The sequence below is a fragment of the Azospirillum sp. UENF 111221 genome, assembly GCF_058780625.1.
On record NZ_JBSNCH010000005.1, the window covers coordinates 903,648 to 924,380 of the forward strand.

Consider the following 20,733-nt stretch of genomic DNA (forward strand, 5'->3'; position numbering starts at 1 on the left):
AGGTCAGGCGGCAATGGGAACGACCGAACGCCAGGTGGCGTGATCCATGCGCAGTTTGAACAGCGCGATCGGCTGGCCCCAGGGGGTCACCCGCGTTTCCAGCGCGACGGGCGCCATGCCCAGCTTGGCATAGAGCAGCAGGGCCGGAGTGTTGGTGTTGAAGCAGTAGAGCGTCAGTTCGGGCAGGTGGTGATGGTCGAAGGCACGGTCGATCATGGTGCGCACCAGATATTCGGCGATGCCGCGCCGGCGCAGGGCCGGATCGACGCTGACATTGCCGATGCTGGCGGTGCGGCCATCCTCGAAGGTGGCATAATTGGCATAGCCGACCACACGCTCCCGTCCGTTCTCCGCCAGGGTGATGACGGTGGGGTCGCGGCGCATGCCCAGCGTCGCCCGGACCTGATCCGGGGTCAGCGGCCAGACCGCCCGCGGGAACAGGAAATACAGCTCTTCGGCCGTGCGGGGAAAGCCGCAGATCGTCGGGATGTCGGCGTCGGCAAGCGGCCGGTGCGACAGGAGGGCTTGGGGGAAGGCGCTGCTCATACTTAGAAGAGTAAGTATCTTTGAGATCAACTCAAGCAATCTTGCGGTGACAAGGCTGCGGCCCTATGGTCGGGCGATGATCCACACCCTCTCCGAACTCGCAGCCCGGCTGGGCAAAAACCAACGATTGCTCGGCCTTGACGTCGGCACCAAGACCGTCGGGCTGGCGGTGGCCGACCCCGGACTGATCGTCGCATCCCCGATCGGCACGCTGAAGCGCACCAAATTCACCCAGGACGCACGCGAGCTGGGCAAGACCATCCGCGACTACAGCATCGGCGGGCTGGTGGTCGGATTGCCGCTGAACATGGACGGGACGGAGGGGCCGCGTGCCGAGTCGGTGCGCGCTTTCGCCAACAATCTGCTGGAGCGCTCCGACCTGCTGGGCTGGGAGGCGGAGATCGCCTTCTGGGACGAGCGGCTGTCGACCTCCGCCGTCGAGCGCTTCATGATCGGTGAGGCCGACATGACCCGCAAGCGCCGCGACGAGGTGGTCGACAAGATGGCCGCCGCCTACATCCTCCAGGGCGCGCTCGACATGCTGGCCAACCAGCGCCGCCTCGCCGCCGAAGCGGACGAAGACGAGCGGGACGACGAAGACCACGACGCCCGCGACTGACCGCGGCCCCGGCGGCGGTTCGGTCAGGCCTGGCGTTCGGGCTGTAGCAGAGCGGCACGGCGCAGCAGCTTGGACGGGTCGACCCCCTGCACCAGCAGCAGGGCGCTTGACTTGACGAGAGCGGCCGGCGAGCCGGGGGTCAGCGCCAGCGCGCGACAGTAATAGCCCTCCGCCAGATCGGCGTGGCCGGCAGCGGCCAGCGTCTCTGCCGCCGCCAGCAGGCCGTCCATTGCCATGGCGAGATCGCCGTCGAGGTTCAGCGCCCCGGCGAAGGACTGCACCGCACCCGGCAGATCGCCCTGGCTTTCCAGCACCAGCCCATAGGTGGCCCACCAGACGGCGACGCCGGGGCGTGCGGTGATGGCTTGGGCGATCAGTTCCTGCGCCTCGGCCCAGCGGCCGGCCTGCGCGGCGATCAGGCCTTGGCGATAGATGCTTTCGGCCTGATCCGGCGTCATCGGTCCGACTTTCCTCTTTAAGACTTCGCTGCGGCCGAGCTGGTCCATCAGCTCGCGCCATTCGCGCTTGGACAGGCCGCTGGCCTCCTGGCTCACCGGCTCGCCGGCCAGCAAGCGCTTCACCACGTCCAGGCCGGTGCGCGACAGATGGGCGCCGCCCATGCGGTATTCGGTGAAGGAGTCGAAGACCGCCGGAACCCAGCGCTTCACCACGTCCAGCATCGCGTCGGCATAGACGCGAATCTCATACTGGGCATGCGCATCGGCACGCAGCGACAGGAAGTGCAGAAGGTTGTGGAGATCGACCTTCCAGTACCACTGCGTGTAGTAGTTCAGCGACAGGTTCATCCGCGCCAGCTCGCGCGCCAGCCCCTGGCGGTTGGGATCGATGACCGAACCGTCCTCACGGTGGTTCAGCATCTCCTCATAGTGGCCGTAGGCGCGTTCGGAATCCTCGCGCAGCAGCCGCATCACGTTGGCGGCCTCCTCGCCCTCCAGGACGTCGCCGCGGCCCTGGCGATTGACCACGGCCTGTGCGCCCAGCTGTTCCGGCGCCGGCACGTAGAACTCGCGGTCGAGGATGGAGTAGCGCGCCGAATATTCGTTCACGTTCGCGGTGCGGTGGCGAATCCACTGGCGGGCGACGAAGATCGGCAGCTTCACATGGAACTTGATCTCGCACATCTCGAACGGGGTCGAGTGGCGGTGGCGCATCAGATACTTGATGAGGCCGGAATCCTCGCTGACTTTCTTGGTGCCCTTGCCATAGGACACGCGCGCCGCCTGCACGACCGCAGCATCGTCGCCCATATAGTCGATGACGCGGACGAAGCCGTGGTCCAGCACCTCCAGCGGCTGATAGAGGATGTCCTCCAGGGCCGGGACGGTGGCGCGGCGGGTGGTGGCGGTGACGGCGCGCAGGCGATCGATTTCGTCGCGCTGCTCGGGCGTGATCGGCATGGTGACTCCGGGGTTACGGTGGCGGCTGTATTAACAGACCACATGCGGATCGGGAACGGTGAACGAATGGTTTCCCCCGCGTCACCGCAACGCATTTGGCGATCACGTCACACAGGCCCTTCCCTTGCCGGGCGGGAGTGCCTATATTCGCGACGTCGGTTCGCCGACTATGGCGATAAACGCCTTGTGGAATAAGCGTTGTGGACCCGGGGGCGGTACCCGGCGCCTCCACCAACCATACACCGGACTCGTTGACCGGGGTCGTTGGGGGCGAAACAGGATCGACACGCGTAGTAAAGGCATGGTTTTCGCTCGGCATGGTTCCGCCGTTATCGGGCCGTTGCAATAGTTGCCAACGACAACGTTGCTCAGGCTCGCCTCGCTGCCTAACGGCGGCTGGTAGCCTAAACCTAATCCCCGAGGGTTAGCGCCTAAGGGTGGGGCCGTGGGCCGCCTAGCAACAGAAGGCCCACACCTCTTCCCAGCGTTTCGTGCCGGCCCTTGGCCAAGGCGGGACGCAAGACCGATCGCGTTACCAGGGACCCGCCCAAGCATGCCGAAAGAGCAGCTCCGCTATGACCGGATGGTCGAAACCGCGTTGCGCGGCGTTGTCCGCGACGCGCTGACCGAGGTTGCCGAGCGCGGCTTGCCGGGCAATCACCATTTCTACCTGACCTTCCGCACCGGCTTCCCCGGTGTCGAGATCCCGGATTACCTGTCCTCGCAGTATCCGAACGAGATGACCATCGTCCTCCAGTTCCAATATTACGGGCTGGATGTGACGGACGATCATTTCGAGGTCACGCTGAGCTTCAACAACGTGCATGAGCGGCTGGTGATTCCGTTCGCCGCCATCACCACCTTCGCCGACCCGTCGGTGAATTTCGCCCTGCAGTTCCAGCCGCTGGCCGCCGCCGAATCGGCGGAGGTCGCGACCATGCCGCCCCGCGCCGCCGCCGAGCGTGCGGAGGAGAAGGCAGAGGAAAGTGCCCCGGCCGAAGAGCCGAAGCGTGGCGAGGTCGTTGCCCTGGACGCTTTCCGCAAAAAGTAACCGTCCGAACAGATGCCCGCCCAGCTGCCCAGTGAGTATGTCGCGACACTTTGCGAGATGCTGGCGCCGCTGGGCGATGTGCGTGTGCGCCGCATGTTCGGCGGCTACGGCCTGTCCATCGACGGGCTGACCTTCGCGCTGGTCGCCGACGAGGTCCTGTATTTCAAGGCCGATGACGTGAACCGCGCATCCTTCGCGGAACTGGGCCTGGAGCCCTTCCGGCCGATGCCGGACAAACCCACCACCCTGTCCTACTACCCGCCCCCCGATTCGGCTTTCGACGACCGCGATGACCTGCTGCCCTGGGCCCGGTCGGGGTTCGAGGCGGCGTTGCGGGCCGCAGCGAAGAAGGCCGCAAAGGCGAAGCGGAAATAGAACGCCCTCTCCCGCCTCGGGAGAGGGCGTATTCCCCTCAGATATTCTCGGCCATATGGACCGTCGCGTTGCTCGCCTGGGCGCCGGCGGTGCGCTGGCGCATCTGGCGGGCGAAACGCAAGGGGTTGGGAATGAGGTTCAGCATAGAGCCGAGCTTGCCGACCGACGAGGTCGCCTTGCCCACCGCCATCACGTCGGCCAGACGGCGGTCGATGAAGGCGCGGGTCTCGGCATGGTCGTCCGACTTGTCGTCCAGCCAGTAGAAGGTGGAGGAGCTGACCACCGCCGCCAACAGCGCCCGCTTGGTGTAATGGTTGTAGTCGGTCGAGCTGTCGCCGGCGGCGAACCACATGGCATCGACCGTGCGGTAAAGCAGCCGCAGGCCGAGCGCCACATTCTGCGGCATGGCCAGATAGGACAGCTGCCGGCGCTTGGCCTCGCGGTACGGTTCCAGAACTTCGAAATAGGTGCGGACGGCCAGCGAGATGCGCTCGCGCACCTTCATCTCGGCCAGCGGCTGGGCCTCCAGCCGGTCGAGCATCTGGCGGTCGGCCCAGTCGGCGAAATGCTCCACCGCATCGGTGACGCCGCCGGGGAAGGCGCGCAGCAGCGCCGACGGCTCATGCCCCGCCATCTGGGTGCCGTCGCGCAGGGACTGCAGGCTCCAGCCGTCGAAAACGACGTTGGGCAGGCTCGCCACCAGGATCTCGTCGCGAAGCGTGTCGATGCTCATAGCCAACTCTCCCTGCGCCGGCCCTCAGGTCCGGGACGGCGCGTCGGTGTCACGAGTCGCCGCGGCCAGCGCGGCGTTGAGGTGATGCATCTCCTCGGTGCAGACCAGGAGCTGCAGATCGTCCATGCGATCAAGATAGAGCACGCCGTCGAGGTGGTCGACCTCGTGCTGGACGACGCGGGCATGGAACCCCGACGCCTCCCGCTCGATCCGGGCGCCGTCCAGCCCATAACCGCGGTAGCGGATGCGCTTGTAGCGTGGCACCAGCCCGCGCAGGCCCGGAATCGACAGGCAGCCTTCCCAGCCAAGAACCTTTTCGTCGGTCAGCGGCTCGATCACCGGATTGACCAGGACGGTGTTTGCCACCTCCTCCCCCTCGCCGCGGTCGGCGGGAACACGAAAGACGATGATCCGGCGCGGCTCGGAGATCTGCGGAGCGGCAAGGCCGACTCCGGGCGCGTCCAGCATGGTGGCGATCATGTCGGCCGCCAGCCGGGCGACTGCCGGATCGGTCGGGTCGGCGATGGGCTCCGCGATCTTGCGGAGTACGGGATTGCCCATACGGGCGATTGGAAGCACTGGCATGTCTCTATATCTGGAGTGTGGGCACCGCCGGGGCAACCGTTTCCTGTGGGTCCCAACCGGGCTTATGGCCGGGCTCATGCTGGTGAACCGAAGACTCCCCTTCACAAAGGCGTTGGGTCGTGCTACACACTGCGCCCACACAAGGGGTGCGCCCGCCGCGCATGCCTATTTGTTGCCTTGGCGCAACATGCTTCACTTGGAAGGGTGACGGTTAACGTGCAAGTTCTGGTCCGAGATAACAACGTCGATCAGGCCCTCCGCGCGCTCAAGAAGAAGATGCAGCGCGAGGGCATTTTCCGTGAAATGAAGCTCCGCCGTAACTACGAGAAGCCCTCGGAGAAGCGTGCGCGTGAGAAGGCTGAAGCGGTGCGTCGCACCCGCAAGCTGCTCCGCAAGCGGATGGAACGCGAGGGCTACTAATCGTCGGTCGCGCTTAGCGACTGCGAAGGGCGCGTGTGATGCGCGCCCAAGACCCCTTGTGTCTTGCACCCGACCGTCCCGCGAACCTCGCGTGGGCGGTTTTGGTGTATCTGCGCCATTTTTCTTGGTCCGACTGTGCGTCGGCCAAGCGTATTGAATGGTCAGCGAGCTGGACCGCCCCCCTTCGGCCCGCTGCAGCCAGCCTTGGAAAGGCCCGATCATGAGCGCTTCCAACCTCACCGCCCGTCATTCGGTCCCGGCGCTGCGCGCCCGCAAGGGGGGCGAGCCCATTGTCTGCCTGACCGCCTACACCGCCCCGGTAGCCCGCCTGCTCGACCCGCATGTCGACATCCTGCTGGTCGGCGATTCGCTGGGCATGGTGGTCTATGGGCTGGACAGCACGCTTCCGGTAACGCTCGACATGATGATCGCCCATGGCGCCGCCGTGGTGCGCGCGTCGGAGCGCGCCTGCGTCGTCGTCGACCTGCCCTTCGGCAGCTATCAGGAAAGCAAGGAGGCGGCCTTCCGCGCCTCCGCCCGCGTGATGGCGGAGACCGGCGCCCAGGCGGTCAAGCTGGAAGGCGGCATCGAGATGGCCGAGACGGTCGCCTTCCTGACCGCCCGCGGCATCCCGGTGATGGGGCATGTCGGTCTGACGCCGCAATCCGTAAACACGCTGGGCGGCTACAAGGCGGTCGGCCGCGACGCCGAGGCAGCGGAGCGGATCGCCGACGACGCCCGCGCCATCGCCGAGGCCGGCGCCTTCACCCTGGTGATCGAAGGCACGATGGAGCCGCTGGCCCGCCGCATCACCGAAGAGGTGGCGATCCCCACCATCGGCATCGGCGGCTCGCCGGCCTGCGACGGTCAGGTCCTGGTCACCGACGACATGCTGGGGCTGTTCGGCGCCTTCCAGCCGAAATTCGTCAAGCGCTACGCCAATCTGGGCGAGACGGTCGGCGAAGCCGCCGCGACCTACGCCGCCGAGGTGCGGGCCCGTTCCTTCCCCGGACCGGAGCATTGCTTCGGGATGAAGAAGGCGGCAGCGGTGTAACGCCCTCTTCCACACTTTCGTTCTTTCTACGTTCCAGGCGATCCGGTACAGTCCGGCCGTCATGGATGCATCCCCCCCTGCCTTGATCCCGCCCAACGTCGCCGCGTGGTTCCGGTCGCGCGGCTGGGCACCCCACCCGCATCAGGTCGCGATGGTGGAGGCAGCGGAACGGGGCGAAAGCGCGCTGCTGATCGCACCGACCGGCGGCGGCAAGACGCTGGCCGGTTTCCTGCCCTCGCTGATCGAACTGGCGGAACGGCCGCGCGAGGGGCTGCACACCCTCTACATCTCGCCGCTGAAGGCGCTGGCGGTCGACATCCAGCGCAATCTGGAACAGCCGATCGCCGAGATGCGGCTGCCGATCCGGGCGGAGAACCGCACCGGCGATACGCCGGAGGCCAAGCGCCGGCGCCAGCGCACCCATCCGCCGCACATGCTGATGACGACGCCGGAAAGCTTGGCGCTGCTGCTGTCCTACACCGACGCCGACAAGCTTTTCCGCACTCTGCGCTGCGTCATCGTCGACGAGCTGCATGCGCTGGCAGGATCCAAGCGCGGCGACCTGCTGGCGCTCGGTCTGGCCCGGCTGTCGCGGCTCGCCCCCGCCGCCCGCCGCGTCGGGCTGTCCGCCACGGTGTCTGAACCGGAACGGCTGCTGGCCTGGCTGTCGCGCCGCGGCCGGCATGACGGAAGCGACTCCGACGACGTGCGCCTCGTCCTCGGCCGCAGCGGCGCCCAGGCGGAGGTCGAGATCCTGACCTCGCAGGAACGGGTGCCGTGGGCCGGCCACATGGCGATGCATGCCATGAAGGAAATCTACGAGCGCGTCCGCCGCCAGCGCACCACCCTGCTGTTCGTCAACACCCGCGCCCAGGCCGAGCTGGTGTTCCAGGCGCTGTGGCGGGTCAACGACGACAATCTGCCCATCGCGCTCCACCACGGCTCGCTGGCGGTGGAGCAGCGCCGCAAGGTCGAGGGCGCCATGGCGCGCGGTGAGCTGCGGGCGGTTGTCGCCACCTCCTCGCTCGATCTCGGCATCGATTGGGCGGCGGTCGATCTCGTGGTACAGATCGGCGCGCCGAAGGGGTCGAGCCGGCTGGTCCAGCGCATCGGCCGCGCCAACCACCGGCTGGACGAGCCGAGCCGCGCCCTGCTGGTCCCCGCCAACCGCTTCGAGGTGCTGGAATGCCGCGCCGCGCTGGAGGCGGTGCACGACCACACGCTGGACGGCGAGGCGCCGCGGCCGGGCGGGCTCGACGTGCTGTCCCAGCATCTGCTCGGCATGGCCTGCGCCGCCCCCTTCCTGCCCGACGAGCTGTATGAGGAGGTGGTCTCCGCCGCCCCCTATGCCGCAATGACGCGCGACGAGTTCGACGACGTGCTGGATTTCGTCACCACCGGCGGTTACGCGCTCGGCGCCTATGACCGGTTCCAGCGTTTGAAGCTGCGCGAGGACGGCCGGATGGCGGTGGCCGGCCCGGCGGTGGCGCGGCAATACCGCATGAATGTCGGCACCATCACCCAGGAGGCGCTGCTGCGCGTCCGCCTGAACCGCGGCCCGGTGCTGGGCGAGGTGGAGGAGTATTTCATTCAGGGCCTGACGCCCGGCGACACCTTCCTGTTCGCCGGTCAGCTGTTGAAATTCCTCGGCGTGCGCGAAATGGAGGCCCAGGTCGCCAAGGGCGGCACCGGCGATCCGAAGGTTCCCGCCTATGCCGGCGGGCGGCTGCCGCTGTCCACCCATCTGGCCGAGCGCGTGCGCGCGATGCTGGCCGATCCGCGCCAGTGGGACGGGCTGCCGGAGGATGTGCAGGAATGGCTGCGGCTTCAGCGCCACCGCTCGGTCCTGCCCAACCGCGACGGGCTGCTGGTCGAAACCTTCCCCAAGGCGGGAAAGCAATTCCTGGTCGCCTACGCCTTCGAGGGACGGAATGCGCACCAGACGCTGGGCATGCTGCTGACCCGGCGGATGGAAAGGGTCGGGCTGGGGCCGCTGGGCTTCGTCGCCACCGACTATGTGCTGGCGGTGTGGTCGCTGCGCTCGCCAACCGACATGGACGCGCTGTTCGACCAGGACATGCTGGGCGACGATCTGGAAGCCTGGATGGACGAATCGTCGATGCTGCGGCGGACCTTCCGCAATGTGGCGCTGATCGCCGGAGTGATCGACCGTCGCCATCCGGGACAGGAGAAGACCGGGCGGCAGGTCACCTTCTCCTCCGACCTGATCTATGACGTGCTGCGCAAGCACGACCCCGGCCATGTGCTGCTGCGGGCGACGCGGGCCGATGCGGCCGGCGGGCTGACCGACATCCGCCGCCTGTCCGATTTCCTGGCGCGGGTGCGCGGGCGTATCACCCACAAGAACCTCGACCGCATCTCTCCCCTGGCGGTGCCGGTGATCCTGGAGATCGGCCGCGAGCGGGTGGACGGCAGCGCCACCGATGAGCTGCTCGCCGCCGCCGAGGCCGAACTGCTGGCCGAGGCGATGCCGGAACTGGCTCCGCCGCGGCCTGCGAAATTGGAAACGCGGCGCCCGCAGCAGGGACGGTTGTCGTTGTGACGCCGCCCCATGCCGACCGCAGGTTACTTGCGCAGTTCCGGCTCCACGCCCGGTTCGCCGCTGAACTCGACAAGAATGGTCTCGTCGCGGACGATGAACTGGCAGGCCAGACGGTAGGGCGGCGGACGATGGGCGTTCTCGGCCGCCTCCAACAGGTCCCGGTTCAGCTTGCCGTTGACGGACAGGGTAACTTTCTCCTTTTCGGTCAGATCGATGGCCATCGGAGTCTTCCCGTCGAGATAGGTCACCTTGACGAGGCAGGATCCGCACTCGCCGTCCTGGCACTGGAACGGGATCGGGATGTCGTGCTTCTTCGCCAGCGCCAGCAGAGTGCCGGTGTCGCCGGCGACCGCGTAGACGGTCATGTCCTTGGGCAGCGTCAGGCCGGTGAACGTCACTGTGGCCATGGGTATCCTCCGGGTATGGTTGTGATCCGCCATGCCTCCACGGCGGCGGCCCGTCCGGCTGCAAACATCATGCCCACAACTTTTCCATGGATATTGGCCGATTCCGATGATCGCCGGTAAACGAATGTTGTCAGCTTCCCCCCAAACTCTTGGCTCCGGCTGTCAGGGCGATGACAGCCGCGCCGCACTGACCTTCCTCAGCGCCGAACTGCTGGCCGATCCGTCTGGCGCGCTGCTGTGGCCGGCGGAGGGCATTCTCGCCGTCGCCGACCTGCATCTGGAAAAGGGATCCGCCTTTGCCGCGCGCGGACGGATGCTGCCGCCCTACGACACGCGGGCGACGCTGGACCGGCTGGCCGGGCTGATCGCGACTGCGCGGCCGGCGCGCGTGCTGTGCCTGGGCGACAGCTTTCACGACCGCAGGGCCGCGGAGCGGATGGACGCGGCGGACGTTGCACGGCTGCGCGCCCTGACCAATTCCGTCGCCGACTGGGTGTGGATCACCGGCAACCACGATCCCGAACCGCCGCAGGGCTTCGGCGGCCGGGTGGTGGAAGAGCTGTCCATCGGCCCGCTGACCTTCCGGCACGAGGCCGAGCCGGGCGCCGTCGGCGAGTTGTCGGGCCACCTGCATCCGGCCGCCGCGGTGGCGCTCGCCGGGAGGCGGGTGCGCGAGCGCTGCTTCGCCCATGACGGGGCCAAGCTGATCCTGCCGGCCTTCGGCAGCTTCACCGGCGGGCTGAACGTGCTGGACGCCGCCTTCGACGGGCTGCTGGCGCCGGGGTTCGAGGTACTGATGACGGCGCGCGGCCGGGTCTACCGCTTCCCCTGCGCCCGTTTGTCGCCGGACCGCGCGCGCTGACTCGGCCGAATGCTCTGGCCGAAGCGTGAGCGCAGCCTATATCGGGTGGTCCGGAGACATCCAACCGAGCGCTGTGCATGTCCGCCTCTCCCATCATCGTCTGGTTCCGCAACGACCTGCGCCTTGCCGACAACCCGGCGCTGACCGCCGCCGCCCAGGCTTCCACCGAGCGCGGCGCGCCGGTCATCCCGCTCTACATCCTGGAAGAGGAGACCGGCGACCCCTGGCCGCTGGGCGGAGCACAGCGCTGGTGGCTGCACGGCAGCCTGGAACGGCTCGCCACCTGCTGCGCCCGCCACGGCTCGCCGCTGGTGCTGCGCCGGGGCGAGCCGGGGGCGGTGCTGGAAACGCTGATCGCGGAAACCGGGGCGGAGTGCGTGCTATGGAACCGCCGCTACGCCCCCGCCCAGACCGCCCGCGATGCGGCGATCAAGGAGCGGCTGAAGGCACGCGGTGTCGATGCCCGCAGCTTCAACGCCGGACTGCTGGCCGAACCCTGGACCGTCAAGAACAAGAGCGGCGGCCCGTTCAAGGTCTTCACCCCCTTCTGGCGCCACCTCTCCGCCACACTCGACCCGCCGCTGCCGACCCGCGCCCCCGCTGCGCTGACAGCGCCGAAATCCGCACCGGCCAGCGACGCGCTCGAAAGCTGGGCCCTGTTGCCGGCCAAGCCCGATTGGGCCGCCGGCCTGCGCAAGCGCTGGGTGCCGGGGGAGACGGCCGCGCGGTCGCGGCTGGCCGATTTCCTCGACGGGCCGGTCGGGGTGTATGGGACGGAGCGTGATCGGCCGGACCATCCCGGCACCTCGGCCCTGTCGCCCTATCTGGCCTTCGGGGAGATCGGGCCGCGGCAGGTCTGGCACGCCGCCCGCCATGCCGCCGACGCCCGGCCGGAGCTGGCGCCCGGAGTCGAAGTCTTCCTGCGCGAAATCGGCTGGCGCGAATTCCAGCATCATCTGCTTCACCATGCGCCGGAGCTTCCCGACAGCCCGCTCGACCGCCGCTTCGCCGACTTCCCCTGGCGCGAGGACGCTGCCGGCCTGCGGGCCTGGCAGCGCGGGCGCACCGGCTATCCCATCGTCGATGCCGGCATGCGCCAGCTGTGGGAGACCGGCTGGATGCACAACCGGGTGCGGATGATCGTCGCCTCCTTCCTGATCAAGGACCTGCTGCTGCCCTGGCAGGAGGGCGAGCGCTGGTTCTGGGACACGCTGGTCGATGGCGACCTGGCCCAGAATGCCGGCAACTGGCAGTGGGTGGCCGGCTGCGGCGCCGATGCCTCTCCGTTCTTCCGCGTCTTCAATCCGGTCCTGCAGGGCGAGAAGTTCGACCCCCAGGGCGATTACGTCCGCCGCTATGTGCCAGAACTTGACCGGCTGCCGCCGCGCTGGATCCACCAGCCCTGGGCGGCACCGACCGAGGTTCTGCGGCAGGCCGGCGTCAAGCTGGGCGACGATTACCCGCACGCGATCCTCGACCATGCCGTTGCGCGCGACCGGGCGCTGGCCCTCTACAACGAGCGCAAGGGCAAGGCGGAGACGGAGGATTGACGGGCAATCTTCATCGAACGGTCACCGGCACGCCCGCAAACGGTCACGCCGGCCCGTTATCGTGCCAACAGCGGCCCGGTGCGGCCGCCCTGCCCGTCCCAAATGGGCCAGCGAGAAGGACGTCGACCCCTGCCCCGCGGTCGTGCCACGTCCCGGCTCTTGAAAAAGACGGCCCCAAGAAAAACAATCGCCACTCGGCAAGGCGGTCCCTCCCCCGGGGCCGCCTTTTCCCTTGGCCGGGTTGCAACGGCCGACAGGGTGTTATAAAGTAACACCCATGTCCGCGCTTCACGACCACACCCACTGCATCGCCGATGCCCTGACCCGTGCCGACGCGCTGTGCGCGGAGCGGGGGGCGCGGCTGACCGCGCTGCGCCGCCGCGTGCTGGAGCTGGTGTGGTCCAGCCACCGGCCGCGCGGCGCCTATGCGATCCTGGAGGATCTCAGCCAGCAGGAGGGCAAGGCGGCCGCACCGCTGACCGTCTACCGCGCGCTGGAGTTCCTGGTCGAACAGGGGCTGGTACACCGCATCGAATCGCTGAACGCCTATGTCGGCTGCGCCGCACCGGGGGATGTCCATTCCGGGCAGTTCCTAGTGTGCGAGGCCTGCGGCGACGCCGCCGAGATCGACGATCCGGGTGTCGGCGCCGCCATCGACGCCGCGGCGGCCGGGCGCGGCTTCCGTGTCCAGCGCCCCACCGTCGAGGTGCGCGGCCTGTGCAAATCCTGTCAGGAGAATCCCCGTTGAGCGCTCCCGCCGCCCCTCCCGCCCGTCTTCCCGTCTCGGTGCTGACCGGCTTCCTCGGCAGCGGCAAGACCACGCTGCTCCAGGCGCTGCTGCGCAACCCGGCCATGGCCCGCACCGCCATCGTCATCAATGAGTTCGGCGAGGTCGGGCTGGACCATCTGCTGATCGCCAAGGCGTCGGAGAACATGGTGCTGATGGACAGCGGCTGCCTGTGCTGCACCATCCGCGGCGATCTGGTCGACACGCTGCGCGACCTGTTCCTGAAGCGGGTGAAAGGGGAGATCCCCGATTTCGACCGGGTGGTGGTGGAGACGACCGGCCTCGCCGACCCGGCCCCGATCATCCACACCCTGATGTCGGACCCGCTGCTGGCCGCCCGCTTCCGCCTGGACGGCGTCATCGCCACGGTCGATGCGGCGCACGGCTCGCTCCAGCTCGACCGTCAGCCGGAAAGCGTGAAGCAGGCCGCCGTCGCCGACCGCATCGTGCTGACCAAGACCGACGTCGCCACCCCGGCGGCGACCGTCGCGCTGATGCAGCGCCTCGCCGCCATCAACCCGGCCGCCCCGGTCATTCCCGCCGCCCATGGCGACATCGATCCGGCCAAGCTGTTCGATGCCGGTCTCTACAATCCGGAGACCAAGAGCCCCGACGTCGCCCGCTGGCTGCGCGAGGAGGCCTATCGCGACGAGCAGGCCAAGGCGCATGAGCATCATCATAGGCATCACGACCACGGGCACGAGCATCACGACCATGATCACCACGGGCATGATCACGATCACGACCATGGCGACCATTGCGATCCCGATTGCGGCCATGAGCATCATCACCACGACGCCAACCGCCATGACGACCACATCCGCGCCTTCTGCATGGTGATCGACCGGCCGATTCCCTGGAACGGCTTCGTCGACTTCATGGAGGCGCTGATCGCCCAGGCCGGCGAGAACCTGCTGCGGGTGAAGGGCCTGCTGAACGTTCAGGAAAGCGAGCTGCCCGTGGTCGTCCACGGCGTCCAGCACATGTTCCACCCGCCGGTCCGCCTGGAGGATTGGCCCAGCGACGACCACCGCACCAAGCTGGTCTTCATCACCCGCGACGTCGGCCAGACGGTGATCGAACCGCTGTTCAACGGTCTGGTCTGGGGCGAAGGGAAAGAGGGATAAGGTCGAAGGCGGGGCGCCACACCCGCCGCAGGTTTGGCGCCCGCTCCCTCTTCTACCGCCCCACCACCCGGCGCAGCGGGCTGTCGCCGGCGGCCCACACGCCGCGATCCACCGCCTTGGCCCCCTCGAACACCAGCCAGCTCTGCCGTCCGTAATGCGGCAACGGCCGGAGCAGCGCACGCAGGGCCTCGGCATCGGCTCCCGACACCACCAGAGCCGTCCGCCCGTCCGCCGCACGCGACACCCACACCCTGGCACTGCCGCGCCCGGCCAGTTCCGCCGGCACCGGCGCCAGCCCGCGCCGCGCCAGTTCCCGCGCCACCGCCGCGTCGGTCCCCACCAGCAGCAGCGGTGCAGCCTTCTTGTCGCCGCTCTCCCGGCCCGTAGCGTCCATCAGACGGCCAGCCAGCGCCCGCGCCGCCTCCGCCGCGTCACCATCCGCAACGATCACCCGCTCGGCACCCGGGCGAAGGGTGACGTCGCGCAGGATCGGCGGCGCTTCCCCCGGCGCCAGACGGCGGAACAGGTCGAAATCGGGGTCGACCGACACAGCCTTTACCGCCGCCTTGGCAGGCAGCCGCAGTGTAACCTGCCGGCCGTCGAGGCGGACGCTATGGTCCTCCACCCCGGCCGCGGTCTCCAGCCGCACCGGCACCGCCAGGGCATAGGGCGCGTCGGCCTCCTGCCGCAGGGTCAGCAGCACGCCGTCGCCGTCGGCGCGGACATCCGCCAGGGTCAGCATCGGCGCACCCCGCCGCTCCACCCATTGGCCGAACAGCCCGCCGAGGTCGCGGCCGGACGCCGCCTCGAAAGACCGGCGCAGGTCGGACCAGCCGGCAGCGCGGAAGGCGAAGCCGCTCCAGAATTTGTGGATGCCGGCGTCGAAGGCGTCGCGGCCGATCTCCGTCTCCAGCATGTGGAACAGCATCGCCGCCTTGCCGTAGCGGACGATCTGCGAGGCATCGTGCGTCTTGGACTGGAAGTCGGTCAGCGGCCGGTCGCGCTCGGCCGGCAGGGCGGCATAGTCGCGCAGCCAGTCGAGCCGCATCGCCCGCGCCGCGTCGCTGCCGCGCGCCTGGGCCGCCGCATAGTCGGCCATGTAGGTGGTCAGCCCCTCCGCCCAATTGCCGCCCTCGCCCACCCGGACACCGTTCCCCCACCAGTTGTGCATGATCTCGTGGGTCAGCGACTGGCTGCGGATGAAGGGCAGCGGCAGCACGGCGCGGCCAATGGCGGTCAGGCCAGGAAAGCCCAGCCCGACCGGCGGCGGAACCGAGACGATGCTGAATCCGTCGAAGGGATAGGCACCGATGCGCGCCGCCCAGGCCGCAATCGCCTGCTCCGACAGTTCGAGATAGCCGTCGGCCAGCCCGGCCTGCTCTGGATGGCGGTAGAGCCGCAGGCGCAAGGCCCCTGCCCTCCGCTCCTCCACCGTCCAGGCCCCGGCGAACACGGAGGGCTCCTCGACGCTGCGCTCCTCCGTGAACACCGCGCGGTAGCCGCCGGCCTCACTCACCTCCTCCACCAGCCGGCCGGTGGCGACCGCGACATAGGGAGACGGAACCCGCACCGACAGGCGCCAGCTCGGTGGCTCGTCAGTGGCCGAGGCCGGATCGGGCAGCCAGCCGCCCTGCCCCGGCAGGAAGGCGCCCTCGCCATCCAGCGCCAGCCCGGTGCCGGCGGCGAAGCCCGGCAGCCGCCCGCCATAGCGGATCGTTACCGCCTCCGCCCCTTCCGGCACCACCAGCCGCAGGCGGTCGCCGCGACGGTCCACCGGAACCGGCCTGCCGCCCGCCCGCACCTCCTGCACCGTCAGGGCCGGGTCCAGCCGCAGGGACTGGGCTCCGGCCGGCAGGGTCAACCGGTCCACCGCCTCCATCCGTCCGGCGGCAGGATCGAGCATCAGCTCGATGTCGTGATGCAGCGGAGCGGCACCGGCCGGGGCGACCATGCCCAGGCACAGCATCGCTCCCACGAAGGCCAGAGCCGGGATGCGGACATTCGTCATGCCCATGAAGATGGTCGCCCGGACAGCGGAGCGCCAGCGCGACGTCACGCCACGCTGATGCCATCCGCCGCGGTAAACGGCCGGATCACCCCGGAACGCCACGCACCCGGTCATACAGCTTCGACAGCCGGGCGTCGCAGATGCCAAGCTCCTTCAAATGCTCGACCGTGTTGGCGAGGTAATCGATGTTGGGGCCGCGCTGGCCGCAGCAGTCGGCGATGCGGCAGACAACCGACGCCTCGTCCAGACCGCGGCAATATTGCGGATGGCCGCGGTCGACGATGAAGCAGCAGGCGCTGACCGAGTCCAGCCCCTGCGCCGCCCCCTGCGCCGGCCGGCTGTCGCGCAGCCGCACCCGCAGCATCTTCGGCAGATAGACCCGGTTGTCCATCTCCCGCTCCCACAAATAATCCAACGTGGCCGGCACATCGGTTGCCGCCACCCGGAAGACGATGCCTCGGCAGGAGCCGCCGCGGTCCAGCCCCAGCACCAGCCCCGGCCGCTCCGGCGTCCCCCGGTAGCGGTGGGAGGCGACGCAGAAGCTGCGGTGGTATCCCGGCAGGGTCGCCGCATGCCGCTCCACGAAGGGGAAACCGGGGTTCCACATCAGCGAGCCATAGCCGAAGACCCACAGGTCGGCACCAGGCTCGACGGCGATGTCGTGCGTCCAGGCGGGATGCGGAAGCGAGGAGTCGGGGGCCATTGAGGGTCGCTGAGGAAGATCGCTGGGAAAATGCGCAGGGAAAGACAGAACCAAATCGGCAGCCACCGAGCCTAGCATGCGGGTTCCGGGGTCGCTATAACGGTACGGAGATGGAACGGACATGCCACCGATGCAACCCAACGCGCTTTCTGCCACGCCCCGCCGCCTGCTGACCGGCCGCCGGATCGCGACCATCCTCGTGCTGATGATGGTGCTGCTGCCGGCCGTCGCCTATTCGCTGTGGTGGTGGCAGGCGGCCCGCACCGTGCGCGACGGGCTGGAGAACTGGGTCGCCGACCAGCGCGCCAACGGCGCGGTGGTGGAGCATGGCGGACTGACCGTCCACGGCTTCCCCTTCACCCTGCGGGCGGAACTGGACAAGCCCCACCTCGCCACACGCGGCGCCGAGTGGCAGGGCGCGCGTCTGGTGGCGGAGGCCGCCCCATGGAACCCCACCCGCATCGCGCTGACCTTTCCCGGCGAACATCGCCTGTCGGTCGTCCAGCCCGGCCAGCCGCCGGTCGACATCCTGGCTCCGAATGGCGGAAACGGCGACCTGACCATGCGGATGTCGGGCACGCTGGAACGGCTCGCCCTGCGCTTCACCGGCCTGACCGCACAGGTCGCGGGTCAGACGGTACCGGTCGCCGCACTGGACGTCGGCGCCGCCCAACCGGAGCAGCCGCCGGCCGAACGCGGCATCGCCGGCCTGACCCTGACCCTGACCGCCGACGGGCTGACCCTGCCGGACGGCATGCCGCCGAACCTGGGGCGCGAGGTGAAGCGGACCGAGCTGACCCTGCGGGTCATGGGAACCCCGCCGCGGCCGGAGCCGGCCAGCCTGTCGGCCTGGAGCCGCGACGGCGGCACGGTCGAGGTCGACCGGCTGGCGCTGGACTGGGGGCCGCTGGCGGCTGTCCTGTCGGGCACGCTGGCGCTGGACGCCCAGTTGCAGCCGCAGGCGGCGCTGACCGCGGAGATCCGCGGCGCTCCTGCGATTCTCGACGCGGTGAAGCCGATGATGCGCCCGAACGAGGCGGCCATCGCCAGGACCGTGCTGACCATGCTGGCCCGTCCGACCGGCCCGAACGGCGAGCCGGTGGTCACCGCCCCGGTCACCGTGCAGGACCGGTCCCTGTTCGTTGGGCCGCTGCGTGTCGCCGCCCTGCCCAAGCTCGTCTGGTGACAAAAACGGGGCAGACCCTGTCCGAACGGCGGAAATGCAACACCTGCCGGGACGCATGACGGTTCCGTGACCGGGGCATCTTGTTTCACACGGCGCATCGGGTCAAATTGACGCAGTCCTTGTCGCGGCTGCCATGGTGCGTCGGTCGATGTGTCGGTTTCTTGCCTATTGCGGCGAGCCCGTGTTCCTGGAAACGCTGGTCTGCACGCCCTGTCATTCCCTGATCGAACAGTCGATGCACGCCGCGGAGGCGAAGACCGAGACCAACGGCGACGGTTTCGGCGTCGGCTGGTACAGCGAGCGGACCGAGCCCGGCCGCTATTGCGAGATCCGCCCGGCCTGGTCGGACGAGAATCTGCAATCGATCTGCAGCCATGTCCGCTCCCACCTGTTCTTCGCCCATGTGCGGGCGGCGACCGGCACCGCGGTCAGCCGGGCCAACTGCCACCCCTTCAAGGCCGGGCGCTTCCTGTTCATGCACAATGGGCAGGTCGGCGACTGGCCGCGCCTGCGCCGCCGGGTCGAGGCGATGATCCCGGACGAGCTGTACAGCACCCGCACCGGCACCACCGACAGCGAGGCGATCTTCCTCGCCGCGCTCGGCCAGGGATTGGAGCGGGATTCGGTCGGCGCCTTCCAGCGCGTGCTGCACGCCATCCGCGACGAGATGCGGGCGCTGGACATCACCGCTCCCCTGCGCTTCACCGCAACCTGGACCGACGGCGACCGGGTGTGGGCGGTGCGCTGGGCGTCCGACGACAAGCCGCCGAGCCTCTATTGGCGCCGCGGCGAGAACGGGCTGGTCGTGGTGTCGGAACCGGTCGATTCCCAGCGCGACCAGTGGCGCCCGGTACCGCCCAGCGGCGGGCTGGTGGCACGCGTCGGCGCCGCGCCGGAGATGTTCACCTTTCATTGAGCAGCCAGGATCGGGGAGGGAAGCGTCCGGCTCTCTCCCCTTCCCTTACAGCAGCCGGTCCTTCGGCAGCAGGATCGTCACCGCCGTCCCGCGGCCCGACACGCTGTCCAGTTCCACCCCGCCGCCATGCAGCTCGGCGAAGCGCCGCACGATGGGCAGGCCGAGCCCAACCCCTTCATGCTGGCGCACCAGAGAGCGTTCGGCCTGGGTGAAGGGGTTGAAGATGCGGCCCATCAGTTCGGTGGGGATGCCCGGCCCGTCGTCGCGCACGGTCAGCCCGACAAACTCGCCACGATCCTCCACCGTCACCGCGACATGGCCGCCGGACTGGGTGAACTTCACCGCATTGTCCAGCAGGTTCAGCACCATCTCGCGCAGCCGCCGGCGGTCGATGCGCATGCGGAAGGACGGACAGGGCTGGACGGTCAGCGACAGCTGCTTGCCCACAGCCTTCGGCGCCAGCATGTCGGCGCAGCCGGCCAGCAGTTGCGGGATGTTGACGTCGCTCTCCTGGATCTCGATGGAGCCGGTGGAGCCGCGCGTGTAATCGAGGATGTTGTTGACCATGGTCAGCAGCGAGCGGCCGCTTTCCTCGATCAGCTTCACATATTCTAAATAATCGGGATGGCCCAGCTTGCCCATCCCCTCGGCCGCCAGCACGTCGGCGAAGCCGATGATGGAGTTGAGCGGGGTGCGCAACTCGTGGCTCATCACCGCCAGGAAGTCCAGCTTGGCGCGGTCGGCCTTGCGCGCCGCCTCCAGCGCGTCCGACAGCTCCGCGGTGCGTTCCGACACCCGGTGTTCAAGCTCGCGGTTCTGTTCGGCGGCGCGGCGGTAGAGCTTGCGGATCTCCACCATGTTGCGGACACGGTGCAGCAGTTCCCAGGCGATGAAGGGTTTGGTCAGAAAATCGTTGGCGCCCAGTTCCAGCGACTTGCGCCGGGTTTCCTGATCGGTCTGGGCGGTCAGCACCAGGATCGGCACGTAATCGTCGCCGAAGACCGGCTTCAGCCGCTCCATCAGGTCGAAGCCGCTCATGTGCGGCATGCGGATGTCGATCAGCAGCAGGTCGAACGGTTCCGCCGCGCAGAGGTCGGGAACCTTGCGCGGGTCGGTCTCGCCGCGGACCCGGCTGTACCCGTCATGGCTGAGGATTTCCCGCAGGAGTTCGACGTTGGACGGGTTGTCGTCCACGATCAGGATGCTCGCGTCCTTGACCTGCTGGGCGAGCGCCGGGTCGATCTGGCTCCTGTTCATCGGAGCATGCACCTTTGAACCGTCCGCATAGGCAATCAATTTTGCTTCTGAACGGATCGAATGCAATGGAAATGAGCGGACACCGTCAAAGGCCGCCGCTCAGGCGCGCTTTTCCCAACCGCCCCGGTCGGTCTGCTGCCAATAGGTCAGGCTGTGGCCGGCTGCCTTGCAGGCCTTCCAGCGCTGGCGGGCGGCCAGCACCGCCTCCTCGTCGTTGCCGTCGAACAGGTCGCAGACGAGGTCGTAGCCATCCATCCGGTCGCTGACGCAGCCATCCACCGTGACCAGCACGGTGGCGCTGTTCGGATTCTCGTCGGTGTCGGTCAGCCACACCGGCTGGCGCTCGGCGAAGCCGTCACGCGCAGCCCCGTGCGGCAGGAAGGAGCCGGGATCGTAGGTCCACAGATGCTGGTTCAGCATGTCCACCCGCTCGGCCGAGCCGGCCAGCACGACGGCACGCCAGTTCCGCTCAAGAACCTTCTCCAGGATCTTGGGCAGCGCCTGTTCCATCGTGCGCCGTTGCAGGTGGTAGAAGCGGACTTCGGTCATGGCCCCTTCACGCACGC

The 20,733-nt window shown here is 68.5% G+C and carries 21 protein-coding genes and 1 other RNA gene; 13 read left to right on the top strand and 9 right to left on the bottom strand.

Going from position 1 to position 20,733, the window contains the following annotated elements:
* Window positions 1–3: 3 nt before the first annotated feature.
* On the bottom strand, window positions 4–546 hold the full coding sequence (locus ACWPN3_RS18710; RefSeq protein ID WP_492240770.1) for a GNAT family N-acetyltransferase: 543 nt from the start codon (window positions 544–546) through the stop codon (window positions 4–6).
* Between the two features lie 76 nt (window positions 547–622).
* On the opposite strand from ACWPN3_RS18710, the gene ruvX reads away from it, so the two are divergent.
* Window positions 623–1,165, top strand: coding sequence for a Holliday junction resolvase RuvX (gene ruvX / locus ACWPN3_RS18715; RefSeq protein WP_109449204.1), 543 nt, complete (start codon window positions 623–625; stop codon window positions 1,163–1,165).
* A gap of 23 nt (window positions 1,166–1,188) precedes the next feature.
* Here ruvX and thyX read toward each other — a convergent pair whose 3' ends face one another.
* Entirely contained in the window at window positions 1,189–2,583 is a 1,395-nt protein-coding gene (gene thyX, locus ACWPN3_RS18720) for an FAD-dependent thymidylate synthase (protein ID WP_492261668.1), read from the bottom strand.
* Window positions 2,584–2,698: 115 nt separating this feature from the next.
* Between thyX and ssrA the strand changes: the two genes are divergently transcribed.
* The 3 genes from ssrA to ACWPN3_RS18735 all read left to right on the top strand — a co-directional run bounded on the left by ssrA (window position 2,699) and on the right by ACWPN3_RS18735 (window position 4,009).
* Window positions 2,699–3,059: a transfer-messenger RNA gene (ssrA, locus tag ACWPN3_RS18725) on the top strand.
* Between the two features lie 77 nt (window positions 3,060–3,136).
* Complete coding sequence (locus tag ACWPN3_RS18730) at window positions 3,137–3,634, top strand: SspB family protein (protein WP_109050291.1); 498 nt, start codon at window positions 3,137–3,139, stop codon at window positions 3,632–3,634.
* A 12-nt stretch (window positions 3,635–3,646) separates the two neighbouring features.
* Window positions 3,647–4,009, top strand: coding sequence for a TfoX/Sxy family protein (locus ACWPN3_RS18735; protein ID WP_492240772.1), 363 nt, complete (start codon window positions 3,647–3,649; stop codon window positions 4,007–4,009).
* A gap of 37 nt (window positions 4,010–4,046) precedes the next feature.
* Here ACWPN3_RS18735 and ACWPN3_RS18740 read toward each other — a convergent pair whose 3' ends face one another.
* Together ACWPN3_RS18740 and def are read right to left on the bottom strand one after the other, a co-directional pair.
* Complete coding sequence (locus ACWPN3_RS18740; RefSeq protein ID WP_492240773.1) at window positions 4,047–4,742, bottom strand: COQ9 family protein; 696 nt, start codon at window positions 4,740–4,742, stop codon at window positions 4,047–4,049.
* 24 nt (window positions 4,743–4,766) lie between these two features.
* Window positions 4,767–5,327, bottom strand: coding sequence for a peptide deformylase (gene def, locus ACWPN3_RS18745; protein ID WP_492240774.1), 561 nt, complete (start codon window positions 5,325–5,327; stop codon window positions 4,767–4,769).
* Between the two features lie 216 nt (window positions 5,328–5,543).
* Between def and rpsU the strand changes: the two genes are divergently transcribed.
* The 3 genes from rpsU to ACWPN3_RS18760 all read left to right on the top strand — a co-directional run bounded on the left by rpsU (window position 5,544) and on the right by ACWPN3_RS18760 (window position 9,364).
* Window positions 5,544–5,747, top strand: a complete 204-nt coding sequence (gene rpsU / locus ACWPN3_RS18750) for a 30S ribosomal protein S21 (protein WP_012974546.1) — start codon at window positions 5,544–5,546, stop codon at window positions 5,745–5,747.
* 220 nt (window positions 5,748–5,967) lie between these two features.
* On the top strand, window positions 5,968–6,801 hold the full coding sequence (panB, locus tag ACWPN3_RS18755; RefSeq protein WP_109449194.1) for a 3-methyl-2-oxobutanoate hydroxymethyltransferase: 834 nt from the start codon (window positions 5,968–5,970) through the stop codon (window positions 6,799–6,801).
* Between the two features lie 61 nt (window positions 6,802–6,862).
* Window positions 6,863–9,364, top strand: coding sequence for a ligase-associated DNA damage response DEXH box helicase (locus tag ACWPN3_RS18760; RefSeq protein WP_492261669.1), 2,502 nt, complete (start codon window positions 6,863–6,865; stop codon window positions 9,362–9,364).
* A 23-nt stretch (window positions 9,365–9,387) separates the two neighbouring features.
* Here ACWPN3_RS18760 and ACWPN3_RS18765 read toward each other — a convergent pair whose 3' ends face one another.
* Complete coding sequence (locus ACWPN3_RS18765; protein WP_109449190.1) at window positions 9,388–9,771, bottom strand: 2Fe-2S iron-sulfur cluster-binding protein; 384 nt, start codon at window positions 9,769–9,771, stop codon at window positions 9,388–9,390.
* A gap of 124 nt (window positions 9,772–9,895) precedes the next feature.
* Between ACWPN3_RS18765 and pdeM the strand changes: the two genes are divergently transcribed.
* The 4 genes from pdeM (at window position 9,896) to ACWPN3_RS18785 (ending at window position 14,097) form a co-directional block, all read left to right on the top strand.
* Window positions 9,896–10,633, top strand: a complete 738-nt coding sequence (pdeM, locus tag ACWPN3_RS18770; RefSeq protein ID WP_492261670.1) for a ligase-associated DNA damage response endonuclease PdeM — start codon at window positions 9,896–9,898, stop codon at window positions 10,631–10,633.
* 77 nt (window positions 10,634–10,710) lie between these two features.
* On the top strand, window positions 10,711–12,183 hold the full coding sequence (locus tag ACWPN3_RS18775; protein ID WP_492240778.1) for a cryptochrome/photolyase family protein: 1,473 nt from the start codon (window positions 10,711–10,713) through the stop codon (window positions 12,181–12,183).
* 277 nt (window positions 12,184–12,460) lie between these two features.
* A complete protein-coding gene (locus ACWPN3_RS18780; RefSeq protein WP_098739505.1) occupies window positions 12,461–12,931 on the top strand; it encodes a Fur family transcriptional regulator in 471 nt (156 codons plus the stop codon).
* Window positions 12,901–14,097: a CobW family GTP-binding protein gene (locus tag ACWPN3_RS18785; RefSeq protein WP_492240779.1), complete on the top strand. Its 1,197-nt coding sequence runs from the start codon at window positions 12,901–12,903 to the stop codon at window positions 14,095–14,097. The genes ACWPN3_RS18780 and ACWPN3_RS18785 overlap by 31 nt, the downstream gene beginning before the upstream one ends.
* Window positions 14,098–14,149: 52 nt before the next feature.
* On the opposite strand, the gene ACWPN3_RS18790 is transcribed toward ACWPN3_RS18785, so the two are convergent.
* Both ACWPN3_RS18790 and ACWPN3_RS18795 read right to left on the bottom strand, forming a co-directional pair.
* Entirely contained in the window at window positions 14,150–16,153 is a 2,004-nt protein-coding gene (locus tag ACWPN3_RS18790) for a M1 family metallopeptidase (protein WP_492240780.1), read from the bottom strand.
* A gap of 37 nt (window positions 16,154–16,190) precedes the next feature.
* On the bottom strand, window positions 16,191–16,808 hold the full coding sequence (locus ACWPN3_RS18795) for a gamma-glutamylcyclotransferase (protein ID WP_492240781.1): 618 nt from the start codon (window positions 16,806–16,808) through the stop codon (window positions 16,191–16,193).
* A gap of 121 nt (window positions 16,809–16,929) precedes the next feature.
* Between ACWPN3_RS18795 and ACWPN3_RS18800 the strand changes: the two genes are divergently transcribed.
* Together ACWPN3_RS18800 and ACWPN3_RS18805 are read left to right on the top strand one after the other, a co-directional pair.
* Window positions 16,930–17,994, top strand: a complete 1,065-nt coding sequence (locus tag ACWPN3_RS18800) for a DUF2125 domain-containing protein (RefSeq protein ID WP_109449180.1) — start codon at window positions 16,930–16,932, stop codon at window positions 17,992–17,994.
* A 148-nt stretch (window positions 17,995–18,142) separates the two neighbouring features.
* A complete protein-coding gene (locus ACWPN3_RS18805) occupies window positions 18,143–18,910 on the top strand; it encodes a class II glutamine amidotransferase (protein WP_109449178.1) in 768 nt (255 codons plus the stop codon).
* A gap of 45 nt (window positions 18,911–18,955) precedes the next feature.
* Here the strand turns inward: ACWPN3_RS18805 and ACWPN3_RS18810 are convergent, their stop codons facing one another.
* Window positions 18,956–20,167: an ATP-binding response regulator gene (locus ACWPN3_RS18810; protein WP_109449176.1), complete on the bottom strand. Its 1,212-nt coding sequence runs from the start codon at window positions 20,165–20,167 to the stop codon at window positions 18,956–18,958.
* Between the two features lie 99 nt (window positions 20,168–20,266).
* Window positions 20,267–20,716, bottom strand: a complete 450-nt coding sequence (locus tag ACWPN3_RS18815) for a DNA polymerase III subunit chi (RefSeq protein WP_455178465.1) — start codon at window positions 20,714–20,716, stop codon at window positions 20,267–20,269.
* Window positions 20,717–20,733: the final 17 nt, after the last annotated feature.

What these genes read in the sequence shown, in the direction of transcription:
- ACWPN3_RS18810 (WP_109449176.1), bottom strand. Translation starts at nt 20,167, where the DNA reads ATGAACAGGAGCCAGATCGACCCGGCGCTCGCCCAGCAGGTCAAGGAC.
- ACWPN3_RS18815 (WP_455178465.1), bottom strand. Translation starts at nt 20,716, where the DNA reads ATGACCGAAGTCCGCTTCTACCACCTGCAACGGCGCACGATGGAACAG.
- ruvX (WP_109449204.1), top strand. Translation starts at nt 623, where the DNA reads ATGATCCACACCCTCTCCGAACTCGCAGCCCGGCTGGGCAAAAACCAA.
- ACWPN3_RS18780 (WP_098739505.1), top strand. Translation starts at nt 12,461, where the DNA reads ATGTCCGCGCTTCACGACCACACCCACTGCATCGCCGATGCCCTGACC.
- ACWPN3_RS18730 (WP_109050291.1), top strand. Translation starts at nt 3,137, where the DNA reads ATGCCGAAAGAGCAGCTCCGCTATGACCGGATGGTCGAAACCGCGTTG.
- pdeM (WP_492261670.1), top strand. Translation starts at nt 9,896, where the DNA reads ATGTTGTCAGCTTCCCCCCAAACTCTTGGCTCCGGCTGTCAGGGCGAT.
- def (WP_492240774.1), bottom strand. Translation starts at nt 5,327, where the DNA reads ATGCCAGTGCTTCCAATCGCCCGTATGGGCAATCCCGTACTCCGCAAG.
- thyX (WP_492261668.1), bottom strand. Translation starts at nt 2,583, where the DNA reads ATGCCGATCACGCCCGAGCAGCGCGACGAAATCGATCGCCTGCGCGCC.
- ACWPN3_RS18800 (WP_109449180.1), top strand. Translation starts at nt 16,930, where the DNA reads ATGCCACCGATGCAACCCAACGCGCTTTCTGCCACGCCCCGCCGCCTG.
- ACWPN3_RS18735 (WP_492240772.1), top strand. Translation starts at nt 3,647, where the DNA reads ATGCCCGCCCAGCTGCCCAGTGAGTATGTCGCGACACTTTGCGAGATG.
- panB (WP_109449194.1), top strand. Translation starts at nt 5,968, where the DNA reads ATGAGCGCTTCCAACCTCACCGCCCGTCATTCGGTCCCGGCGCTGCGC.
- ACWPN3_RS18710 (WP_492240770.1), bottom strand. Translation starts at nt 546, where the DNA reads ATGAGCAGCGCCTTCCCCCAAGCCCTCCTGTCGCACCGGCCGCTTGCC.
- ACWPN3_RS18760 (WP_492261669.1), top strand. Translation starts at nt 6,863, where the DNA reads ATGGATGCATCCCCCCCTGCCTTGATCCCGCCCAACGTCGCCGCGTGG.
- ACWPN3_RS18805 (WP_109449178.1), top strand. Translation starts at nt 18,143, where the DNA reads ATGTGTCGGTTTCTTGCCTATTGCGGCGAGCCCGTGTTCCTGGAAACG.
- ACWPN3_RS18740 (WP_492240773.1), bottom strand. Translation starts at nt 4,742, where the DNA reads ATGAGCATCGACACGCTTCGCGACGAGATCCTGGTGGCGAGCCTGCCC.
- ACWPN3_RS18765 (WP_109449190.1), bottom strand. Translation starts at nt 9,771, where the DNA reads ATGGCCACAGTGACGTTCACCGGCCTGACGCTGCCCAAGGACATGACC.
- ACWPN3_RS18775 (WP_492240778.1), top strand. Translation starts at nt 10,711, where the DNA reads ATGTCCGCCTCTCCCATCATCGTCTGGTTCCGCAACGACCTGCGCCTT.
- ACWPN3_RS18795 (WP_492240781.1), bottom strand. Translation starts at nt 16,808, where the DNA reads ATGGCCCCCGACTCCTCGCTTCCGCATCCCGCCTGGACGCACGACATC.